Origin of the sequence: Thermoflexus sp., from assembly GCF_034432235.1 — a bacterium.
Taxonomy (GTDB): Bacteria; Chloroflexota; Anaerolineae; order Thermoflexales; family Thermoflexaceae; genus Thermoflexus.
Genome location: NZ_DAOUCJ010000007.1, coordinates 1 through 15,034 on the forward strand (window position 1 = coordinate 1; position 15,034 = coordinate 15,034).

At 66.4% G+C, this 15,034-nt stretch carries 15 protein-coding genes; 13 read left to right on the top strand and 2 right to left on the bottom strand.

Annotation, left to right across the window (positions count from 1 at the left end; genetic code table 11):
* Positions 1-131 precede the first annotated feature (131 nt).
* From VAE54_RS14480 to VAE54_RS01340, 12 genes are all read left to right on the top strand, one after another.
* Entirely contained in the window at positions 132-287 is a 156-nt protein-coding gene (locus VAE54_RS14480) for a DUF6883 domain-containing protein (protein WP_416223751.1), read from the top strand.
* Positions 288-311: 24 nt separating this feature from the next.
* Positions 312-413: a hypothetical protein gene (locus VAE54_RS14485; protein ID WP_416223752.1), complete on the top strand. Its 102-nt coding sequence runs from the start codon at positions 312-314 to the stop codon at positions 411-413.
* A gap of 81 nt (positions 414-494) precedes the next feature.
* Positions 495-1,109, top strand: coding sequence for a TetR/AcrR family transcriptional regulator (locus tag VAE54_RS01295; RefSeq protein ID WP_322800118.1), 615 nt, complete (start codon positions 495-497; stop codon positions 1,107-1,109).
* Positions 1,110-1,116: 7 nt separating this feature from the next.
* The gene (locus VAE54_RS01300; protein WP_322800119.1) at positions 1,117-2,502 is read left to right on the top strand and encodes an efflux RND transporter periplasmic adaptor subunit; all 1,386 of its coding nucleotides are present in this window, start codon (positions 1,117-1,119) and stop codon (positions 2,500-2,502) included.
* A 416-nt stretch (positions 2,503-2,918) separates the two neighbouring features.
* The gene (lysW, locus tag VAE54_RS01305; RefSeq protein WP_322800120.1) at positions 2,919-3,089 is read left to right on the top strand and encodes a lysine biosynthesis protein LysW; all 171 of its coding nucleotides are present in this window, start codon (positions 2,919-2,921) and stop codon (positions 3,087-3,089) included.
* 12 nt (positions 3,090-3,101) lie between these two features.
* Positions 3,102-4,013 carry a lysine biosynthesis protein LysX gene (gene lysX / locus VAE54_RS01310; RefSeq protein WP_322800121.1) on the top strand — a complete coding sequence of 304 codons (912 nt, stop codon included), beginning with the start codon at positions 3,102-3,104 and terminating at the stop codon, positions 4,011-4,013.
* Positions 3,995-5,035, top strand: coding sequence for an N-acetyl-gamma-glutamyl-phosphate reductase (gene argC, locus VAE54_RS01315; RefSeq protein WP_322800122.1), 1,041 nt, complete (start codon positions 3,995-3,997; stop codon positions 5,033-5,035). Before lysX ends, argC begins: the two co-directional genes overlap by 19 nt.
* A gap of 93 nt (positions 5,036-5,128) precedes the next feature.
* A complete protein-coding gene (locus tag VAE54_RS01320) occupies positions 5,129-6,010 on the top strand; it encodes a [LysW]-aminoadipate kinase (RefSeq protein WP_322800123.1) in 882 nt (293 codons plus the stop codon).
* Between the two features lie 85 nt (positions 6,011-6,095).
* Entirely contained in the window at positions 6,096-7,298 is a 1,203-nt protein-coding gene (locus tag VAE54_RS01325) for an aspartate aminotransferase family protein (RefSeq protein WP_322800124.1), read from the top strand.
* Positions 7,295-8,365 (top strand): [LysW]-lysine hydrolase, encoded by a 1,071-nt coding sequence (locus VAE54_RS01330; protein WP_322800125.1) that lies wholly within the window; start codon positions 7,295-7,297, stop codon positions 8,363-8,365. Before VAE54_RS01325 ends, VAE54_RS01330 begins: the two co-directional genes overlap by 4 nt.
* A gap of 83 nt (positions 8,366-8,448) precedes the next feature.
* Positions 8,449-9,642, top strand: coding sequence for a homocitrate synthase (lysS, locus tag VAE54_RS01335; protein WP_322800126.1), 1,194 nt, complete (start codon positions 8,449-8,451; stop codon positions 9,640-9,642).
* A 29-nt stretch (positions 9,643-9,671) separates the two neighbouring features.
* Positions 9,672-11,000: a 3-isopropylmalate dehydratase large subunit gene (locus tag VAE54_RS01340; protein ID WP_322800127.1), complete on the top strand. Its 1,329-nt coding sequence runs from the start codon at positions 9,672-9,674 to the stop codon at positions 10,998-11,000.
* Between the two features lie 4 nt (positions 11,001-11,004).
* Here the strand turns inward: VAE54_RS01340 and VAE54_RS01345 are convergent, their stop codons facing one another.
* A complete protein-coding gene (locus tag VAE54_RS01345) occupies positions 11,005-11,835 on the bottom strand; it encodes a DUF4058 family protein (RefSeq protein ID WP_322800128.1) in 831 nt (276 codons plus the stop codon).
* 171 nt (positions 11,836-12,006) lie between these two features.
* Here VAE54_RS01345 and VAE54_RS01350 point away from each other — a divergent pair, with 171 nt between their 5' ends.
* Positions 12,007-12,534, top strand: a complete 528-nt coding sequence (locus VAE54_RS01350) for a 3-isopropylmalate dehydratase small subunit (RefSeq protein ID WP_322800129.1) — start codon at positions 12,007-12,009, stop codon at positions 12,532-12,534.
* A gap of 45 nt (positions 12,535-12,579) precedes the next feature.
* On the opposite strand, the gene VAE54_RS01355 is transcribed toward VAE54_RS01350, so the two are convergent.
* Complete coding sequence (locus tag VAE54_RS01355) at positions 12,580-14,856, bottom strand: YfhO family protein (protein WP_322800130.1); 2,277 nt, start codon at positions 14,854-14,856, stop codon at positions 12,580-12,582.
* Positions 14,857-15,034: the final 178 nt, after the last annotated feature.

Consider the following 15,034-nt stretch of genomic DNA (forward strand, 5'->3'; position numbering starts at 1 on the left):
GCCCCGCGAACGCTTCAGATAGGCCCGTGGCTCCGCTCCGAGGTCGGCTGCCCGCAAGAGCCCTCCTGTTCACGTATGGGTATGCTTTCGCTATCCTCCCAGCCTGCCTCATGCCGCGCAATACACACGGAATGTTCGAAAACCAACATCAGGAAATTCCGGATATAGTGGATGGGGAGCTGCTCACACCCCTCGGAAGGAGGGTGAGCGTTCGGACGGTATGGATCGTGGAAGGGGAAGAGGAAATCCCCCGGTTCGTAACCGCCTATCCTCAAACAGGAGAGTAAGCCATGATTCGAGAATTGGACAGCATGGTGCTGGCGCGAGATATACCGGAGCACGGTCTTAAAGCCGGAGACGTAGGAGTTGTGGTTCACATCTCTGGCCTCTCCACAAACGCTTTCCCCGCATAACGCCACGCTGGACCGGGAAAACTTGACGAACCCCCCGGCTCCCTCTATGCTGAGTGAGCGCTCACTTCATGGGAGGCTCCGATGGCATCCCGGATGGCCGGGGAAGCGCGGCGAGCGCAGATCCTGGAAGCAGCGGCGCAGGTCTTCGCCCAGCATGGGTTCCGGGGGGCCACCACCCGGGCCATCGCCCGGGCTGCCGGAGTGGCCGAGGGGACGATTTTCCGATACTTTCCGACCAAACGACATCTGCTCCTGGCCCTGTTCGAGGCCTTTGTCATCCGGCCGATCCAGCAGCAGCTCCAGACGCTGGAGACCATGGAACCCCGGGAGTGGCTGGAGGCGTTCCTCGTGGAACGCCTGACGGCGATGCGCGCCCGCCTTCCCCTGATGCAGGCCCTGTATCAGGAAATCCGAACGGACGAGGCCGTGCGTCAGATGTTTGTGGAACAGATCGCCCGGCCTTTCCTGGAACAGGTGCAGGCGCTGCTGGCCGCCGCGCTGCAGCGACGGCAGCGCCCATTCCATCCCGCTCTGATCCTGTGGGCGATCTGGGGAGCCCTTCATGGGGTGACCGTCTTTGGCATGGAAATGGACCCTGGCCTGGCGGCCCTTCCCCCCGAGCAGATCGCCCGGGAGCTGACGGCGCTGTTCCTGTGGGGGCTGGAGGGCCATCCCGATGAACCCGCCAGGAGGTGAACGACCGATGCGAAGCCGCCGATGGTTGTGGTTCATCCTGCTCATCCCGCTGTTCCTGATCGGCGCCTGGGCGCTCTTCCAGCGCGCCCAGGCGCAACCGCCCGCCTTCCCGGAGACGGCGACGATCCGGCGAGGAACGCTCCGGATCACCCTGAGCGCAGCGGGCAAGATCCGCCCCCGCGCCCAGGCCGCCCTGAACTTCGCAACGGCTGGCACGGTGGCGGAGATCTTCGTCCGGGAAGGAGAGGCCGTTCGCAAAGGGCAGCCCCTGGCCCGTCTGGATACGACAGATCTGGAGCTGGCGGTGCGCCAGGCGGAGATCGCCTACCTCACCCAGCAGGTGATCTACAGTCAGACCGTTCAGGGTCCCAAAGCGGAGGAACTGGCCGCCGCGCGAGCGGCCGTGCGCAGCGCCCAGGCGGCTTTGCAGGCCCTGGAGAAAGGGCCCGATCCCATCGATCTGGAGATCGCCCGGTTGAACGTGGAGATCGCCAAGAACGCCATCTGGCAGGCGCAGCTGACCCGGGATAAAACCGCAGGCACGCCGCTCGCCGCGCCGGTCGATCTGGATCTGGCCAAAGCCCGGGTGGGGCAGGCGGAGCTCCAGGCGGAGGTCGCCCGGCTCCAGTACGAGAAGCTGAAGGCGGGGGCCCGACCCGAACAGCTGGAAGCCGCCCGGGCCCAGCTGGCCCAGGCCCAGGCCAACCTGACCCGGATGCAGCCCGATGCGCTGACCATCGAGCGCGCGCGCCTGCAGCTGGAACAGGCCCGTTTGCAGCTGGAGCAGGCCCGGCGCCGCCTGGAACAGGCCACCCTGGTGGCGCCCTTCGACGGCACGGTCGTCGCCCTGAACATCGAGGTCGGCCAGGTCGTCGGCGCAGGCATCCCCGGAGGGGCCGTCCTCCTCGCGGATCTGAGCGATCTCTACCTGGATCTGACCGTGGATGAGGTGGACGTTGTCCGCCTGAAGGAGAAAATGCCCGTGGAGATCACCCTGGATGCCCTGCCCGGGCGCACGTTCCGGGGCCATATCGAATCCATCGCCCCGGTGGCCATGGAAGCCGGGAGCGCAGCCACTTACCGGGTCCGGGTGGTGCTGGATGAGCGGGATCCCGCCCTGCGGTCAGGCATGAGCGCCACCGTGGAGATCGAAGTGGATCGCCGGGAAAACGTGCTGCTGGTGCCCAACGCCGCGGTCCGCCGCGATCGGAGCACCGGGCGAGCATTCGTCAACCGTGTGGTGGGCGATCGGGTGGAGGAAGTGGAGATCCGTCTGGGCGCTCAGGGTGAAACCGAAAGCGAGGTGCTGGAAGGATTGCGCGAAGGCGATATCGTGGCCCTCGGCGACCTCCGGCCGCCTACCGTTTTCCGCCTCTTCGGACCCAGGCGGTAGCTCTGCCACTGCCGGTTCGCATCAACCCTCTGGTTGGTATCAACGTTCCACTTTCGCAGGGCGATCCTCCAGGCCAATAGGCCGCGAGAAAGGCGTTCTTGACAAGCAGGGAAATCCAGGGTATATTTAGGGCCAAACTTGGAAGATCAAGCGTCATGATGCCCCATCAGCCATTCTGGATGACGTGGATCAAAAAAGCCGCTGCGCCTCCAGGCCCGGACGGTAGTCCGGTCCTGACGTAGCGGCTTTTTGTATCCGTCAGGATCCCAACCCCCAGGCTACCGTCCGGCGGCCTGGGGGTTTCTTTTTTCACAGGACCCAGGATGTTCGGATCGAAGGGAAGTCGGGAATCGGATGGGCGGGGAAATCGCCTGCCCGGTTCCTCTTAACTTCATCCTTTGCGATGGAGGTGGATCATGCCCAGCGGGATCTGTCCGGAGTGCGCGGCCCATGTGCCGCTGCGAGAGGATGTGGTGCTCCATGAATTCCTGACCTGCCCCGAATGTGGCACGGCTCTGGAGGTGGTTTCTCTTTCCCCTCTGACCCTGGATCGCGCGCCCCAGGTGGAAGAGGACTGGGGGGAGTAGGAGGCGATGCCGATGCGGATCGCCCTGTTCTGCACGCTGGTGCGTACAGAGGAGAAGTGGCTGCTGGAGGCGTTCCGGCGTCGGGGCGTGGAGGCAGAAGTCATCCGCGATCGCTCAACGATCCTGGAGGTCGGCGCCCCGGACGGCTGGAACCGCTTCGATGCGGTGCTGATGCGCTCCCTCAGCCACTGGCAGGCGCTCCACGCCGCGCAACTGCTGGAGGATATGGGCCTGCCGGTCATCAACCCGGCGGCGGTGATCCATACCTGCGCCGATAAGCTCCTCACCACCGCGGCCCTGGTTCGAGCCGGCGTCCCAACCCCGCGCGTCCGGGTCGCCTTCTCTCCAGAGGGGGCGCTGCAGGCCATCGAGGAATGGGGCTATCCGGTCGTCCTCAAGCCGGTGCTCGGCTCGTGGGGACGGCTGCTGGCCCGGGTGAACGATCGGGATGCCGCGGAAGCCCTGCTGGAGCACAAGGAGACGCTCGGGGGCTTCGCCCACGGTGTCTATTACATCCAGGAATACATCCCCAAGCCCGGGCGGGACATCCGGGCCTTCGTTGTGGGCGGCGAGACCATCGCGGCCATCTACCGGTCTTCGGAACACTGGATCACCAACACGGCCCGGGGCGGCCGCGCCTCCAAGTGCCCAATCACTTCCGAGCTGGCCGACCTCTGCGCGCGGGCGGCCGCCGCCGTGGGCGGCGGGGTCCTCGCCATCGACCTTTTCGAGGATCCCCAGCGAGGACTTCTGGTCAACGAAATCAACCATTCCATGGAGTTTCGTAATTCGGTGGAGCCTACCGGCGTGGACATCCCCGGAGCGATCGTGGAGTTTGTGATCCGGGTGGCCCGCGATGGGTGGGCCGCCGCTCACTCCCACCCTCATCCTCGGGAGGTCCAGCGATGGAACGGGTCCGCGTGAGCATCGTGGGGGCCTCCGGCTACGTGGGCGGGGAGCTTCTCCGCCTGCTCCTGCGCCATCCGCGGGTGGAGATCGCCCAGATCACCTCCGAATCCCACGCCGGGGAGCCGGTCCACCGCGTGCATCCTCACCTGCGCCGGGCTGCCGTGCTCACCTTCTGCCGGATGGGAGATCTTCGCCCATGCGATGTGCTCTTCGTCGCCCTGCCTCACGGCGAGGTCGCCCCCCGCATCGAATCCTTCGCCGCCCTGGCGCCTGTGGTGGTCGATCTCTCAGCGGACTTTCGGCTCCGCGATCCGGAAGCCTACCGCCGCTGGTATGATCGCCCACATCCCCATCCGGAGTGGCTCTCCCGCTTCGTTTACGGCCTGCCCGAGTGCTACCGGGAGGATCTGCGCGGAGCTCGTTATATCAGCGGGGTCGGCTGCAACGCCGCCGCCGCCATCCTGGCCCTTTGGCCACTGGTTCGGGCCGACATCCTGGATCCAGACCGCCCCATCCTGGTGGATGTCAAGGCCAGCTCCTCGGAGGCGGGCCGTGAACCGAACCCCGGATCCCACCATCCAGAGCGCCACGGCGCCATCCGACCGTATGCCCCCGTCAGCCACCGTCACACCGCCGAGGTCCGCCAGGCCCTGGGCCGTGACACCATCGCCCTCTCTGTGACCGCCGTGGACGCGGTGCGAGGGGTGCTGGCCACGGCGCACGCATGGCCTCGCGCGCCTCTGGCTGAATCCGATCTCTGGCGGATCTACCGCACAGCCTATGGGGAGGAGCCCTTTATCCGGATGGTGAAGGACCGGCAGGGCCTCCACCGGCTGCCGGACCCCAAGGCCGTAATCGGAAGCAACTTCGCGGATGTGGGCTTCGCTGTGGAGGAGGAAACGGGGCGGATCGTCGCTCTGTGCGCCCTGGACAACCTGATGAAAGGCGCAGCAGGATCGGCGGTTCAGTCCCTGAACATCGCCATGGGCTGGCCGGAGACCGCCGGGCTCGACCTGATCCCAGTATATCCGGCATAGCGCGTATTCATGAAGAACCGCGCTGTAGGTCTTCCGGTGTGGAGCGAACCATTTCCTGCAACCTGCATATCCCCACCGCTCGGGAGGCACACCATGTGGGTGATCAAGATCGGCGGGAACGCCGCCGTGAACGCGGAGGCCGTCCTGGAGGAGCTGGCCGCATGGGCCCGGGAAGGCCGGCGCTGGGTGCTGGTCCACGGGATCTCCGCGGAAGCAGATGCGCTGGGGGAGGCCCTGGGGCATCCGCCCCGCTACGTGACGTCGGCCTCCGGGTTCACCAGCCGCTACACCGATGAGCGCACGCGGGACATCCTGCTGATGGCCTATGGCCGGGTCAACGCCCACCTGGTGGCCGGCCTGCGCCGCCGTGGAGTCCACGCCATCGGCCTGAGAGGGATCGACGGGGGGCTGCTGCTGGCTCGCCGGAAGGAAGCGCTGCGGATCCGCGAGGGGGATCGCTTCCTGATCCTGCGGGGGGATTATTCGGGGACGCCCATGGGGGTGAACGCGGCGCTGCTCCGCGCGCTTCTGGAACAGGGGCTCTACCCGGTGATCGCCCCGATGGGGATCACGCCGGAAGGGGAGGTCGTGAACGTCGACGGGGATCGAGCGGCCGCGGCCATCGCCACGGCCCTTCGAGCGGAGGGGCTGATTTTCCTCACGGGCGCCCCCGGCTTGCTCCGGTCGTTCCCGGATGAGCAAACACGGGTGGCGGAGCTGCGCCTCGAGGAGCTGGAGGAAGCGATGGCCTGGGCGCAGGGGCGCATGCGCCATAAGCTCCTGGCGGCGCGGGAGGCCCTTCAGAACGGCCTTCGCTGCGTCTGGCTGGCCGATGGTCGCCGCCCCACGCCCCTGACCGCTGCCCTCCAGGGGGAAGGAACCCGTATCCTCGCCACGCCTTCCGGGATCCCCCTGCAGGTGGAAGCCATGGGCTCCGAACAGCCCCTGTCCGCTTCCGGGCGAAAAAAAGGATAAGGGTCCGCCTGCGACTTCCGACGAAACACCATCCGAGCTCATTCGGGGGCCAATCCTCCGCTATCTCCATCAGGAGGTTTGTCGGATGGATGTCCGGGCGATCGAAAGCCGCTACACCAGCGGCGTCTACCCCAAGCGAGACCTGGTGCTGATCCGGGGGGAAGGCGTGTATGTGTGGGACGCGGAAGGACATCGCTACCTGGACGCCACCGGCGGCCAGGGGGTTGCCCTCCTGGGCCACAATCCTGCGGCGGTCCGGGCGGCCCTCCGGGAACAGATGGACCGCCTGATGATTTGCCCGGAGATCTTTTACAACGACCGGCGCGCGGAGCTGCTGGAGGCGCTTCAGAGCATCCTCCCCGGTGGCCGGGCATGGCGGATCTTCCTGTGCAATTCCGGAGCGGAAGCGGTGGAGGCGGCCATCAAGTTCGCCCGCTGGCGCACCGGACGCAGGGAAATCATCGCCGCCCGCCGCGCCTTCCACGGGCGCACGATGGGCGCCCTTTCCGCCACCTGGAACCCGGCCTATCGTCAGCCCTTTGAGCCGCTGGTTCCGGGTTTCCGCCATATCCCCTTCAACGACGTCGACGCCCTGGAGGCCGCCATCGGCCCGGAAACCGCCGCCGTGATCCTGGAGCCCGTTCAGGGGGAGGGAGGCGTATGGCCGGCGGATCCGGCGTTCCTGCAGGCGGCGCGGAAGCTGTGTGACGATCGCGGCGCCCTGTTGATCTTCGATGAAGTGCAAACCGGCTTCGGGCGCACCGGGCGCTGGTTTGCGGCGGAGCATTACGAGGTGCTTCCCGACCTGTTCGCCATGGGCAAGGGAATGGGAGGGGGATTCCCCATCGGCGCCGTCGCCTTCCCCGCTGATTGGGGCCCCCTGCCCCCGGGCGCCCACGGCTCCACCTTTGGGGGGAACCCGATGGCCTGCGCCGCGGCTCTTGCGGTGATCGAAACCCTCCGGCGAGAACAGCTGGTCGAACGGGCAGCCCGTCTGGGCGCACAGTTCCAGGAACGCCTGCGTCAGATCCGCTCCTCCCTCGTGCGGGAGATCCGGGGCCTCGGCCTGATGATCGGCGTGGCCCTGCGGGCGCGCGCCACGCCGATCCTCCGCCGCATGATGGAAGAAGGCGTGCTGGCCCTTCCCGCCGGCCCCGATGTGGTGCGGTTTCTCCCCCCTCTGATCGTGGAAACCCATCACCTGGAGCAAATCGCCAGCGCCCTGGAACGCGCCCTTCACGAATCCGCCACGCCCGTTCCTTCCGCCGTCGAAGGAGGGGAAGGATGATCCGGGTGGATGATCCGGAAGCCCTCGCTCTTCTGGAAGCCCTGGTTCGCTTTCCCAGTCCCTCGGGGGCCGAAGGGGAGGCGGCCGCGTTCCTCACCCGCTGGATGATGGCGCACGGATTCGAGGCCTGGGTGGATGAGGCCGGCAACGCCGTGGGAAGCATGGGGGAAGGCCCCCGGACCCTCCTGCTTCTGGGGCACCTGGACACGGCCCCGGGGGAGATCCCGGTGCGGGTGGAGAACGGTCGCCTGTATGGCCGGGGAGCGGTCGATGCGAAGGGTCCGCTGGCGGCGGCGGCCGTCGCGGTCGCCCGGGTGGGCGCTCGACCGGGGTGGCGATGGGTGGTGGTCGGCGCGGTGGAAGAGGAAGCCGCCACCTCTCGCGGCGCGCGCCATCTCTTGCAAACATGGTCCCCTCCCGATATGGTCCTGATCCTCGAGCCCAGCGGGGCCGACGCCATCACCCTGGGCTACAAAGGTCGGATGCTCCTTCATCTCCGCCTCGAAGCGCCCAACCGCCACACGGCTATCCCGGAGCCGAACCCGGCGGAACGGCTGGTGGATCTGTGGATCACCCTTCGGGAGCGCGCCCGGGCCGCTTCCTCCGGGAACCGCATCTTTGAGCAGATCACCCCTTCTCTTCGCCGGATCCAGGCGGATGGGGACGGCCTCCGGGAATGGGCGGAGATGACCGTGGGGTTCCGACTGCCGGAGGCCTGGCCGCCGGAGCGATGGCGGGAGGCGATCCGACCGATCCTGGATACGGCAGGGGCAACCTGGCGGACCGAGGGGGAAGAGCCCGCGTGGCGGGCTTCCGCCGACACCCCACTGGTGCGGGCGTTGCTCGCCGGGATCCGGGGGGAAGGGCTCCACCCCCGCTTTCTCTTAAAATCCGGGACCTCGGACATGAACGTCGTGGGGCCAGCCTGGCGCTGCCCGATCGCCGCCTATGGGCCGGGCGATGCCCGACTGGATCACACCCCGGAGGAGCACATGGAGCTGACCGAATACGTAACCGGAATTCGCGTGCTGACGCGGGCGCTGGAATGGATCGCTGCGCAAGCGTAGAGGCGCAAAGGGGATCCGCCCCATCGGGGAGGGCGTGAAGCGATCTCCCCAACCTCCAAACCCCAGGAAGGGAGGCAACCACCATGCCGCTGGATCACTTTTATATCATCGAATCCACCCTTCGCGAAGGGGAGCAATTCGTAGGAGCCCATTTTTCTACCGAGGACAAGATCCGCATCGCCCACGCCCTGGACGAGTTCGGGGTGGAATATATTGAGCTGACCAACCCCTCGGCCTCACCGAAGAGCTTTGAAGATTGCCGCGTCATCGCCCGTCTGGGGTTGCGTTGCAAAGTGCTGACGCATATCCGCTGCCACCTGGAGGACGCCAGGCGGGCGCTGGAGACCGGCGTGGACGGGATCGATGTGGTCATTGGGGTCTCCTCGTATCTGCGGGCCTTCAGCCACGGCATGAGCGTGGAGGAGATCATCGACCGGGCTGCGGAGGTGCTGACGTTCATCCGGGAGCAGGCTCCCCATATCGAGCTTCGCTTCTCCACCGAGGATACTTTCCGCAGCGATCCGGCAGATCTCCTGCGCGTATATCTGGCGATCGATCGGCTGGGAGTGGTGAACCGGCTGGGGATCGCCGACACGGTGGGCATCGCGACCCCCAGCCAGGTGGCCTGGCTGGTCGGCACCCTGCGACGGCTGACCCGGGCGGACATCGAATTCCATGGCCACAACGATACGGGGTGCGCCATCGCCAACGCCTTCGCCGCTCTCGAGGCCGGCGCGACCCACATCGATACCACCGTCCTGGGCATTGGGGAGCGCAACGGCATCACCCCGCTGGGAGGCTTCATCGCGCGGATGTATACCATTAACCGGGATCTGGTGCGGCGCAAGTATAACCTGAGGAAGCTGCGCGAGATCGAACAGATGGTGGCCGAGATGGTGGGGGTGGAGATCCCTTTCAACAATTACATCACCGGGATGGCCGCTTTCACCCACAAGGCCGGCATCCACGCCAAGGCCATCCTGAACAACCCGGAGACCTATGAGGCGCTGGACCCCCAGGACTTCGGGATGACCCGTTACATCTCCATTGCGCACCGGCTGACCGGATGGAACGCCGTGAAGGCGCGGGCCGAGCAGCTGGGGCTGAACCTGAGCGATGAACAGATCCGGGAGGTCACCGCTCACATCAAGGCCCTGGCGGATGAGAAGCGGATCACCCTGGAGGATGTGGACGAGATGCTGCGGCGCTGGGCCGGAGGGGAGGCGGCTTCCATGTCGCCCCCGCTGCATGCTCCGGCGCCTTCGCGATCCGACTGATGGACGAAGGCAAAGGGAGGGAGAGGACAATGGGACCGCAGACCTTCGCGCAGAAAGCGATCGCCCGGGCAGCCGGCCGCCCGGAGGTCACCGTCGGCGAGATCGTGGATGTGCGGCCGGACTGGATCCTGAGCCATGATAACACGGCCGCCATCGCCCAGATGTTCTACCGCCTCGGGTTGAGGCGCGTGAAGGATCCCGATCGGCTGGTCATCACCCTGGACCACGCGGTCCCGCCCCCGACTCCGCGCCACGCCCAGAACCACGCCGAGATCCGGCGCTTTGTGGCGGAGCAGGGCATCCGCCATTTCTTCGAGGCCGGGCGAGGGATCTGCCATCAGGTGCTCAGCGAGGAGGCCCTGGTGCTACCCGGCCAGATGATCCTGGGGGCCGACAGCCACACCACCCATTTCGGCTGGATGGGGGCCTTCGGAGCTGGCGTGGGGCGCAGCGAGGTGCTGGCCCTCTGGGCCACCGGCGAGCTCTGGCTTCGAGTGCCCGAAAGCATCCGGATCACCCTGGAGGGCCGTCTGCCCTTCGGCGTGACGGCCAAGGATCTCTGCCTGCGGATCTTCCGGGATCTGGGGGCCGATGGCGGGTTGTATCGTTCCGTGGAATTCGCTGGCAACATCTCCGCCCTCTCCATCGAGAGCCGCATGGTGATCGCCAACTTCATGGCCGAGTTCGGGGCCAAGAACGCATACCTCCCCCCAGATGATTCCGTCTTCGAGTGGCTGGCCCTCCGCCGGGCCCGGCGCACCGGCGAGCCCGTGGAGGCGGTCCGTGAAGGCATCGCGGCGAACGCCCTGTATCCGGATCGGGATGCGGTCTATGAGGCCGAGTATCACTACCGGCTGGACGAGCTGGAGCCTATGGTGGCATGTCCCCATTCGGTGGACCATGTGAAGCCGCTGCGAGAGGTGGCCGGCGTCCGGGTGGATCTGGCCTTCATCGGCACCTGCACCAACGGGCGGCTGGAGGACATCGCCGCCGCGGCGGCGATCCTGCGCGGGCGACGGATCGCCCCGAACGTGCGGCTGCTGGTGATCCCCGCCTCCAGCGAGGTGCTCCAGGAGGCCCTCCGACGGGGCTACCTCGAGGTCCTGATCCAGGCGGGAGCCATGATCGGGGTCCCCGGTTGCGGCCCATGCATGGGCAACCATATGGGCATCCCGGCTCCCGGGGAGGTGGTGATCTCATCGGGAAGCCGGAACTTCCGGGGACGGATGGGGACGCCGGACGCGGAGATCTACCTGGCCAGCCCGGCGGTCGTCGCCGCCAGCGCCCTGCGGGGAAGGATCACCGATCCCCGGGAGGTGCTGGAAGGCGAGGCCGTCGGCCACTGTTCTCCGCTCTGATCGCTCAACCCGACCCGAAATCCCCCGGGGGAGACCCAGACCGATGGGCTTGTTGGGCCAGCCAGTCCCGAATTCGTGTCTGCACCCAGGCGGCATCCGCGGGCGGGAGGGGCGGGGGCGGGATCGGACCCGTGTAATCGATCTGGTCTGCGTATCGGGCCCGATCGTAGACTTCATCCAGCACCTGTTGCAGGTCGAGGGGGGCATCGGGGAATGGCGGCCGCAGGGGCACCGCCACCACCGGCAATCGATCCCGCAGATCGATGAACCAGACCAGCACACCCGGCTGATGGGGCCGATAGAGGATCACCGCATAATCGCTACGCCCTGCCACAGGCTCCGCCCGATCCCCGCCCCGCAACAGATCGATCTCCAGCCAGTTCGCGCCGCCCTGCAACAACAGACGGCGCTTCTCCAGCATCGCCTGTTGCCCCCGGGATCCCTTCACCTTGTTCGCTGGCGACAACACTTCGATCGCCGTTACGACCTGATGGGAGCGCGCGTCCCGGATTTCCAGGTAATAATCCCGGATTTCAGGCTCGATCCATGTTTCCACCACCGCAGGTGTAGCAATCGCCGGTCGACCGGGCCATCCAGCAGGGATCTCCCGCTCCTGTGGAGCTCGCGTCACAATTACATCGGGAATCAGAGCCCGATAGCCCGGATCCTCTATCGGCGAGGTCACATAAACGCGTTGTTCCACACGAACATAGAAATGAGGGGCAAGCAACGGCGCGAGATAAGCCCGTATCCCCTCGATCAAGCCATGATGGACATCCGGCCACAGCGTCGGGTCTTCCAGATATGGATCCATTCCCGGGAAGGGCGAAGGCATGCCTCACCTCCACAAAAAACCGGGGCCGCCGTATGCCATTCCAGGATCCAGGCAGCCTGTATCCCAGATTGTATCACCAGCGTTGAGATCTAGCCGCCGGGTTCAGTTTATGATAGCCAGATCGAAGAGCTGCAAGTCGGAAAACGAACGATCCAGCCTGCGGAGGTCCCCATGCGTTTGCGCGGACGCGTCTGGAAGTATGGAGATCACATCAACACCGATGTCATCTTCCCCGGCAAATACACTTACACGATCACCGATCCGGCGGAGATGGCTCGCCATGCGCTGGAGGATCTGGACCCGGCGTTCGCCCGGGAAGTTCGGCCGGGAGACATCATCGTGGCCGGCCGCAACTGGGGGTGTGGGTCCTCCCGGGAGCAGGCGGTGATCGCCCTGAAAGCCGCCGGGGTGCGAGCGATCATCGCCAAATCCTTCGCCCGCATCTACTTCCGCAACGCCATCAACAACGGCCTGTTGCCGATCGTGTGTCCAGAGGCCGTCGACGCTATCGAGCCGGGCGAGGAGATCGAGATCGACTTGGAGACCGGCACTATCCATTGCCGGACCGGCGTCTTTCCCTTCCCGCCCCTTTCCCCAACCGTCCGGGCGATCCTGGAAGCCGGAGGCCTGATCCCGATGCTCTGCCGCCGCCTGGGCCTGCCCATCCCTTCCGGGCTCTTCCCCTCCCAGGAAGGTTAGCGCGGGGGATCCGGCCAGCTCCCACCCGCGTGGGCGGGGGTCTCATCACAGCCGACACTTGCCAGATCCGGGAGCGGGATCCCGACGGCCGTGGCGGGCGAGGTGGGCCAGCAGGACGCCCCCCAGGGCGGCCATCGCCAGCATCAGGCCCAGCGTTAGAGAGGCCGGCTGAAAGCGAAACACCAGATCGTGCGCTCCCGGGGGGACGAAGACCCCACGGAACGCGAAATTGGTCCGATAGATCGGGATAGGGCGCCCGTCCAGAAAGGCCTGCCATCCCGGATAGAAGACCTCGCTGAGCATGAGCAACGCCGGCGCATCCGTTTCCACATGGAGCTCCAGCCGGTTGGGCTCGATGCGCAACAGCTCGATGCGGCCCTTCCCTTCCCCATGGAGAAGCGGGCCGTTTTCCACCACCGCCACCCGCTCGGGAGCGAAATCCGGGGCCAGCACACGGGGCAGCGCTTCCGCCTGAGCGCCCACGACCTCCGTCCGGTAGACCAGCCAGGCCCGGGGGAGCGCACCGGTATGCAGGTGCACATCCACCTGGGGATCTCCCACAAACACCGGCCAGATCCCCTCCCCGCCCGGCGGATGCCCCTTTGGCACCACGATGTATTTCACCCCCAGCATTCGATAGGCCGGCGCCGTTCGATGCGGGATCATCCAGTATAGGCTGGGGAACGCTCGCAGGTTCATCGGGTTCCCGCTTCCCAAAGGGGTATCGAACCCGGCGACCTGGAGGGCGTTCGGGGGCCACAGGCCCCACGCGGACGGATCGACATCCACCCGGAACCATCCGGGATCGGACCGCAGGAAGGCGAGGGCCTGGGGATGAACGAAGCCTTCCAGCGGGGAGCGCCCCTCGATCTCAGCGGGGGCGCTCACCATCAGATGCTCCCCCAGGAGAAGCGCCAGGGCGATCCAGCGACCCCGTCGGGACGGCATTCGATACACTCCGATCAGGCCCAGCGCCCATGCGGTGGCGAGGGCCAGCCCCATGAGCGCCCGTTCCCGGGGGATCCCGGGCGGGGCGATCCGAGCGAGCAGCGGGATCGCTCCGATCAGCCCTCCGGCGATGAGGAGAACACACGTCAGATTCCAGAACCGCCGGCGATGCTCCAGGCCCCAGGCCGCCAGAACGGCAAGGGCGAAGCTCAGCAGGAACACCGCACGCGCCGTTTTCCATGCCAGACCGAAGACAGGCAGGGAAGACAGCAGCACATAGAGGGGGGAAGCACGACCGAGCGCCAGCCCCAGCCCCAGCAGCCCGATGGATAGAAGCATCCCTACGGCTCGCCCCTTTGGAGGGCGAAAGGCCCCGAAGACCGCCAGGGCCAGCGCCCCAGCTCCGATATATCCCGTCTCAACCCGCCCCCGATGGGCAGACCACCATTCCGACGCGTTCCGGCCATGGATGAGGGGGGAAAGCAGATCCAGGAGATCCTCCCAGGCCATCTCGTAGCCATGTCGCTGTTCCAGCGGCACGACCGCTCGTTCCGTCATGGGCAGGCGCTCGATCGCCGGAACCAGCATCGGGGCGGCGAGGAGGATCCCCAGCGCCATCGCCGCCATTCCCCGCAGCCAACGTCGGAAAAGGGATCCCGGCCCCGGCATCAGCAGCATCCCCACCGCGGCTCCCATCAGCGCGTAGGAAACGGCCTGCCCGTGCCCGCTGAAGACCATCATGGCGATCGCGACGCCGCCCCGAAGCAAGCGCACCGGCGCCCCGGGCCGCATGCTCTGCTCCAGCCCCAGCAGCGCCCACGGGAACCCGGCCATCGCCTCGCTGATCTGGGGATGACCCACATGGACTACAAAGGGGGAGGAGAACATATACGCCAGGCTGCCGGCCAGCGCCGACGGCGGCGAGACCCGAATCCATCGAGATCGGGAAAGCAGGTGAAGCATGCCGAGGCCCGCCCAGAGGGTCGGCAGCATGGCACGCCAGAGCACCGCCTCGATGGGGAGGGGATCCAGAGCGAACAGCGGGCCGTTCCAGGGGTTGAAGAGACCGAACTGCCCTTCCGCAAAGATCGGATCGCCGCCCAGCAAACGGGGGTTCCAGAGGGGAAAACGCCCGCGGCGCACCTCGGCAGCCACGAACGCCCAGATCGGATATAGCTGACCCCAGAGATCGCCCCCTCCCCGCGGCAAATAAATGCCCGCCCCGACCACCGGCCAGAAGAACAGAAGATGGGCCAGCGCTACCAGGGCGCTCATCCGCGCCCGGGATCGGGTTTCCGACCGCCGGGCCCAGCGGGCCTGGATCCAAAAAAGGAGGGCGATGTAAAGATCAAAGGCGAGAAGGGCGACCCGCATGGAATTCAATGAGCAGCCTGAAAAGATCCTGAAGGATCAGCCCCCGGCCTGTCCCGGAGCTTCTTCCAACCCGATAGAGAAAAAACCACACCCTCGGCGTCCTCAGGCTGCCAGGAAGAGGCCCACCGCATGATGACCAGAATCTTCCATCCTCAGGAGCCAGGCTGGGCCCGGAAGC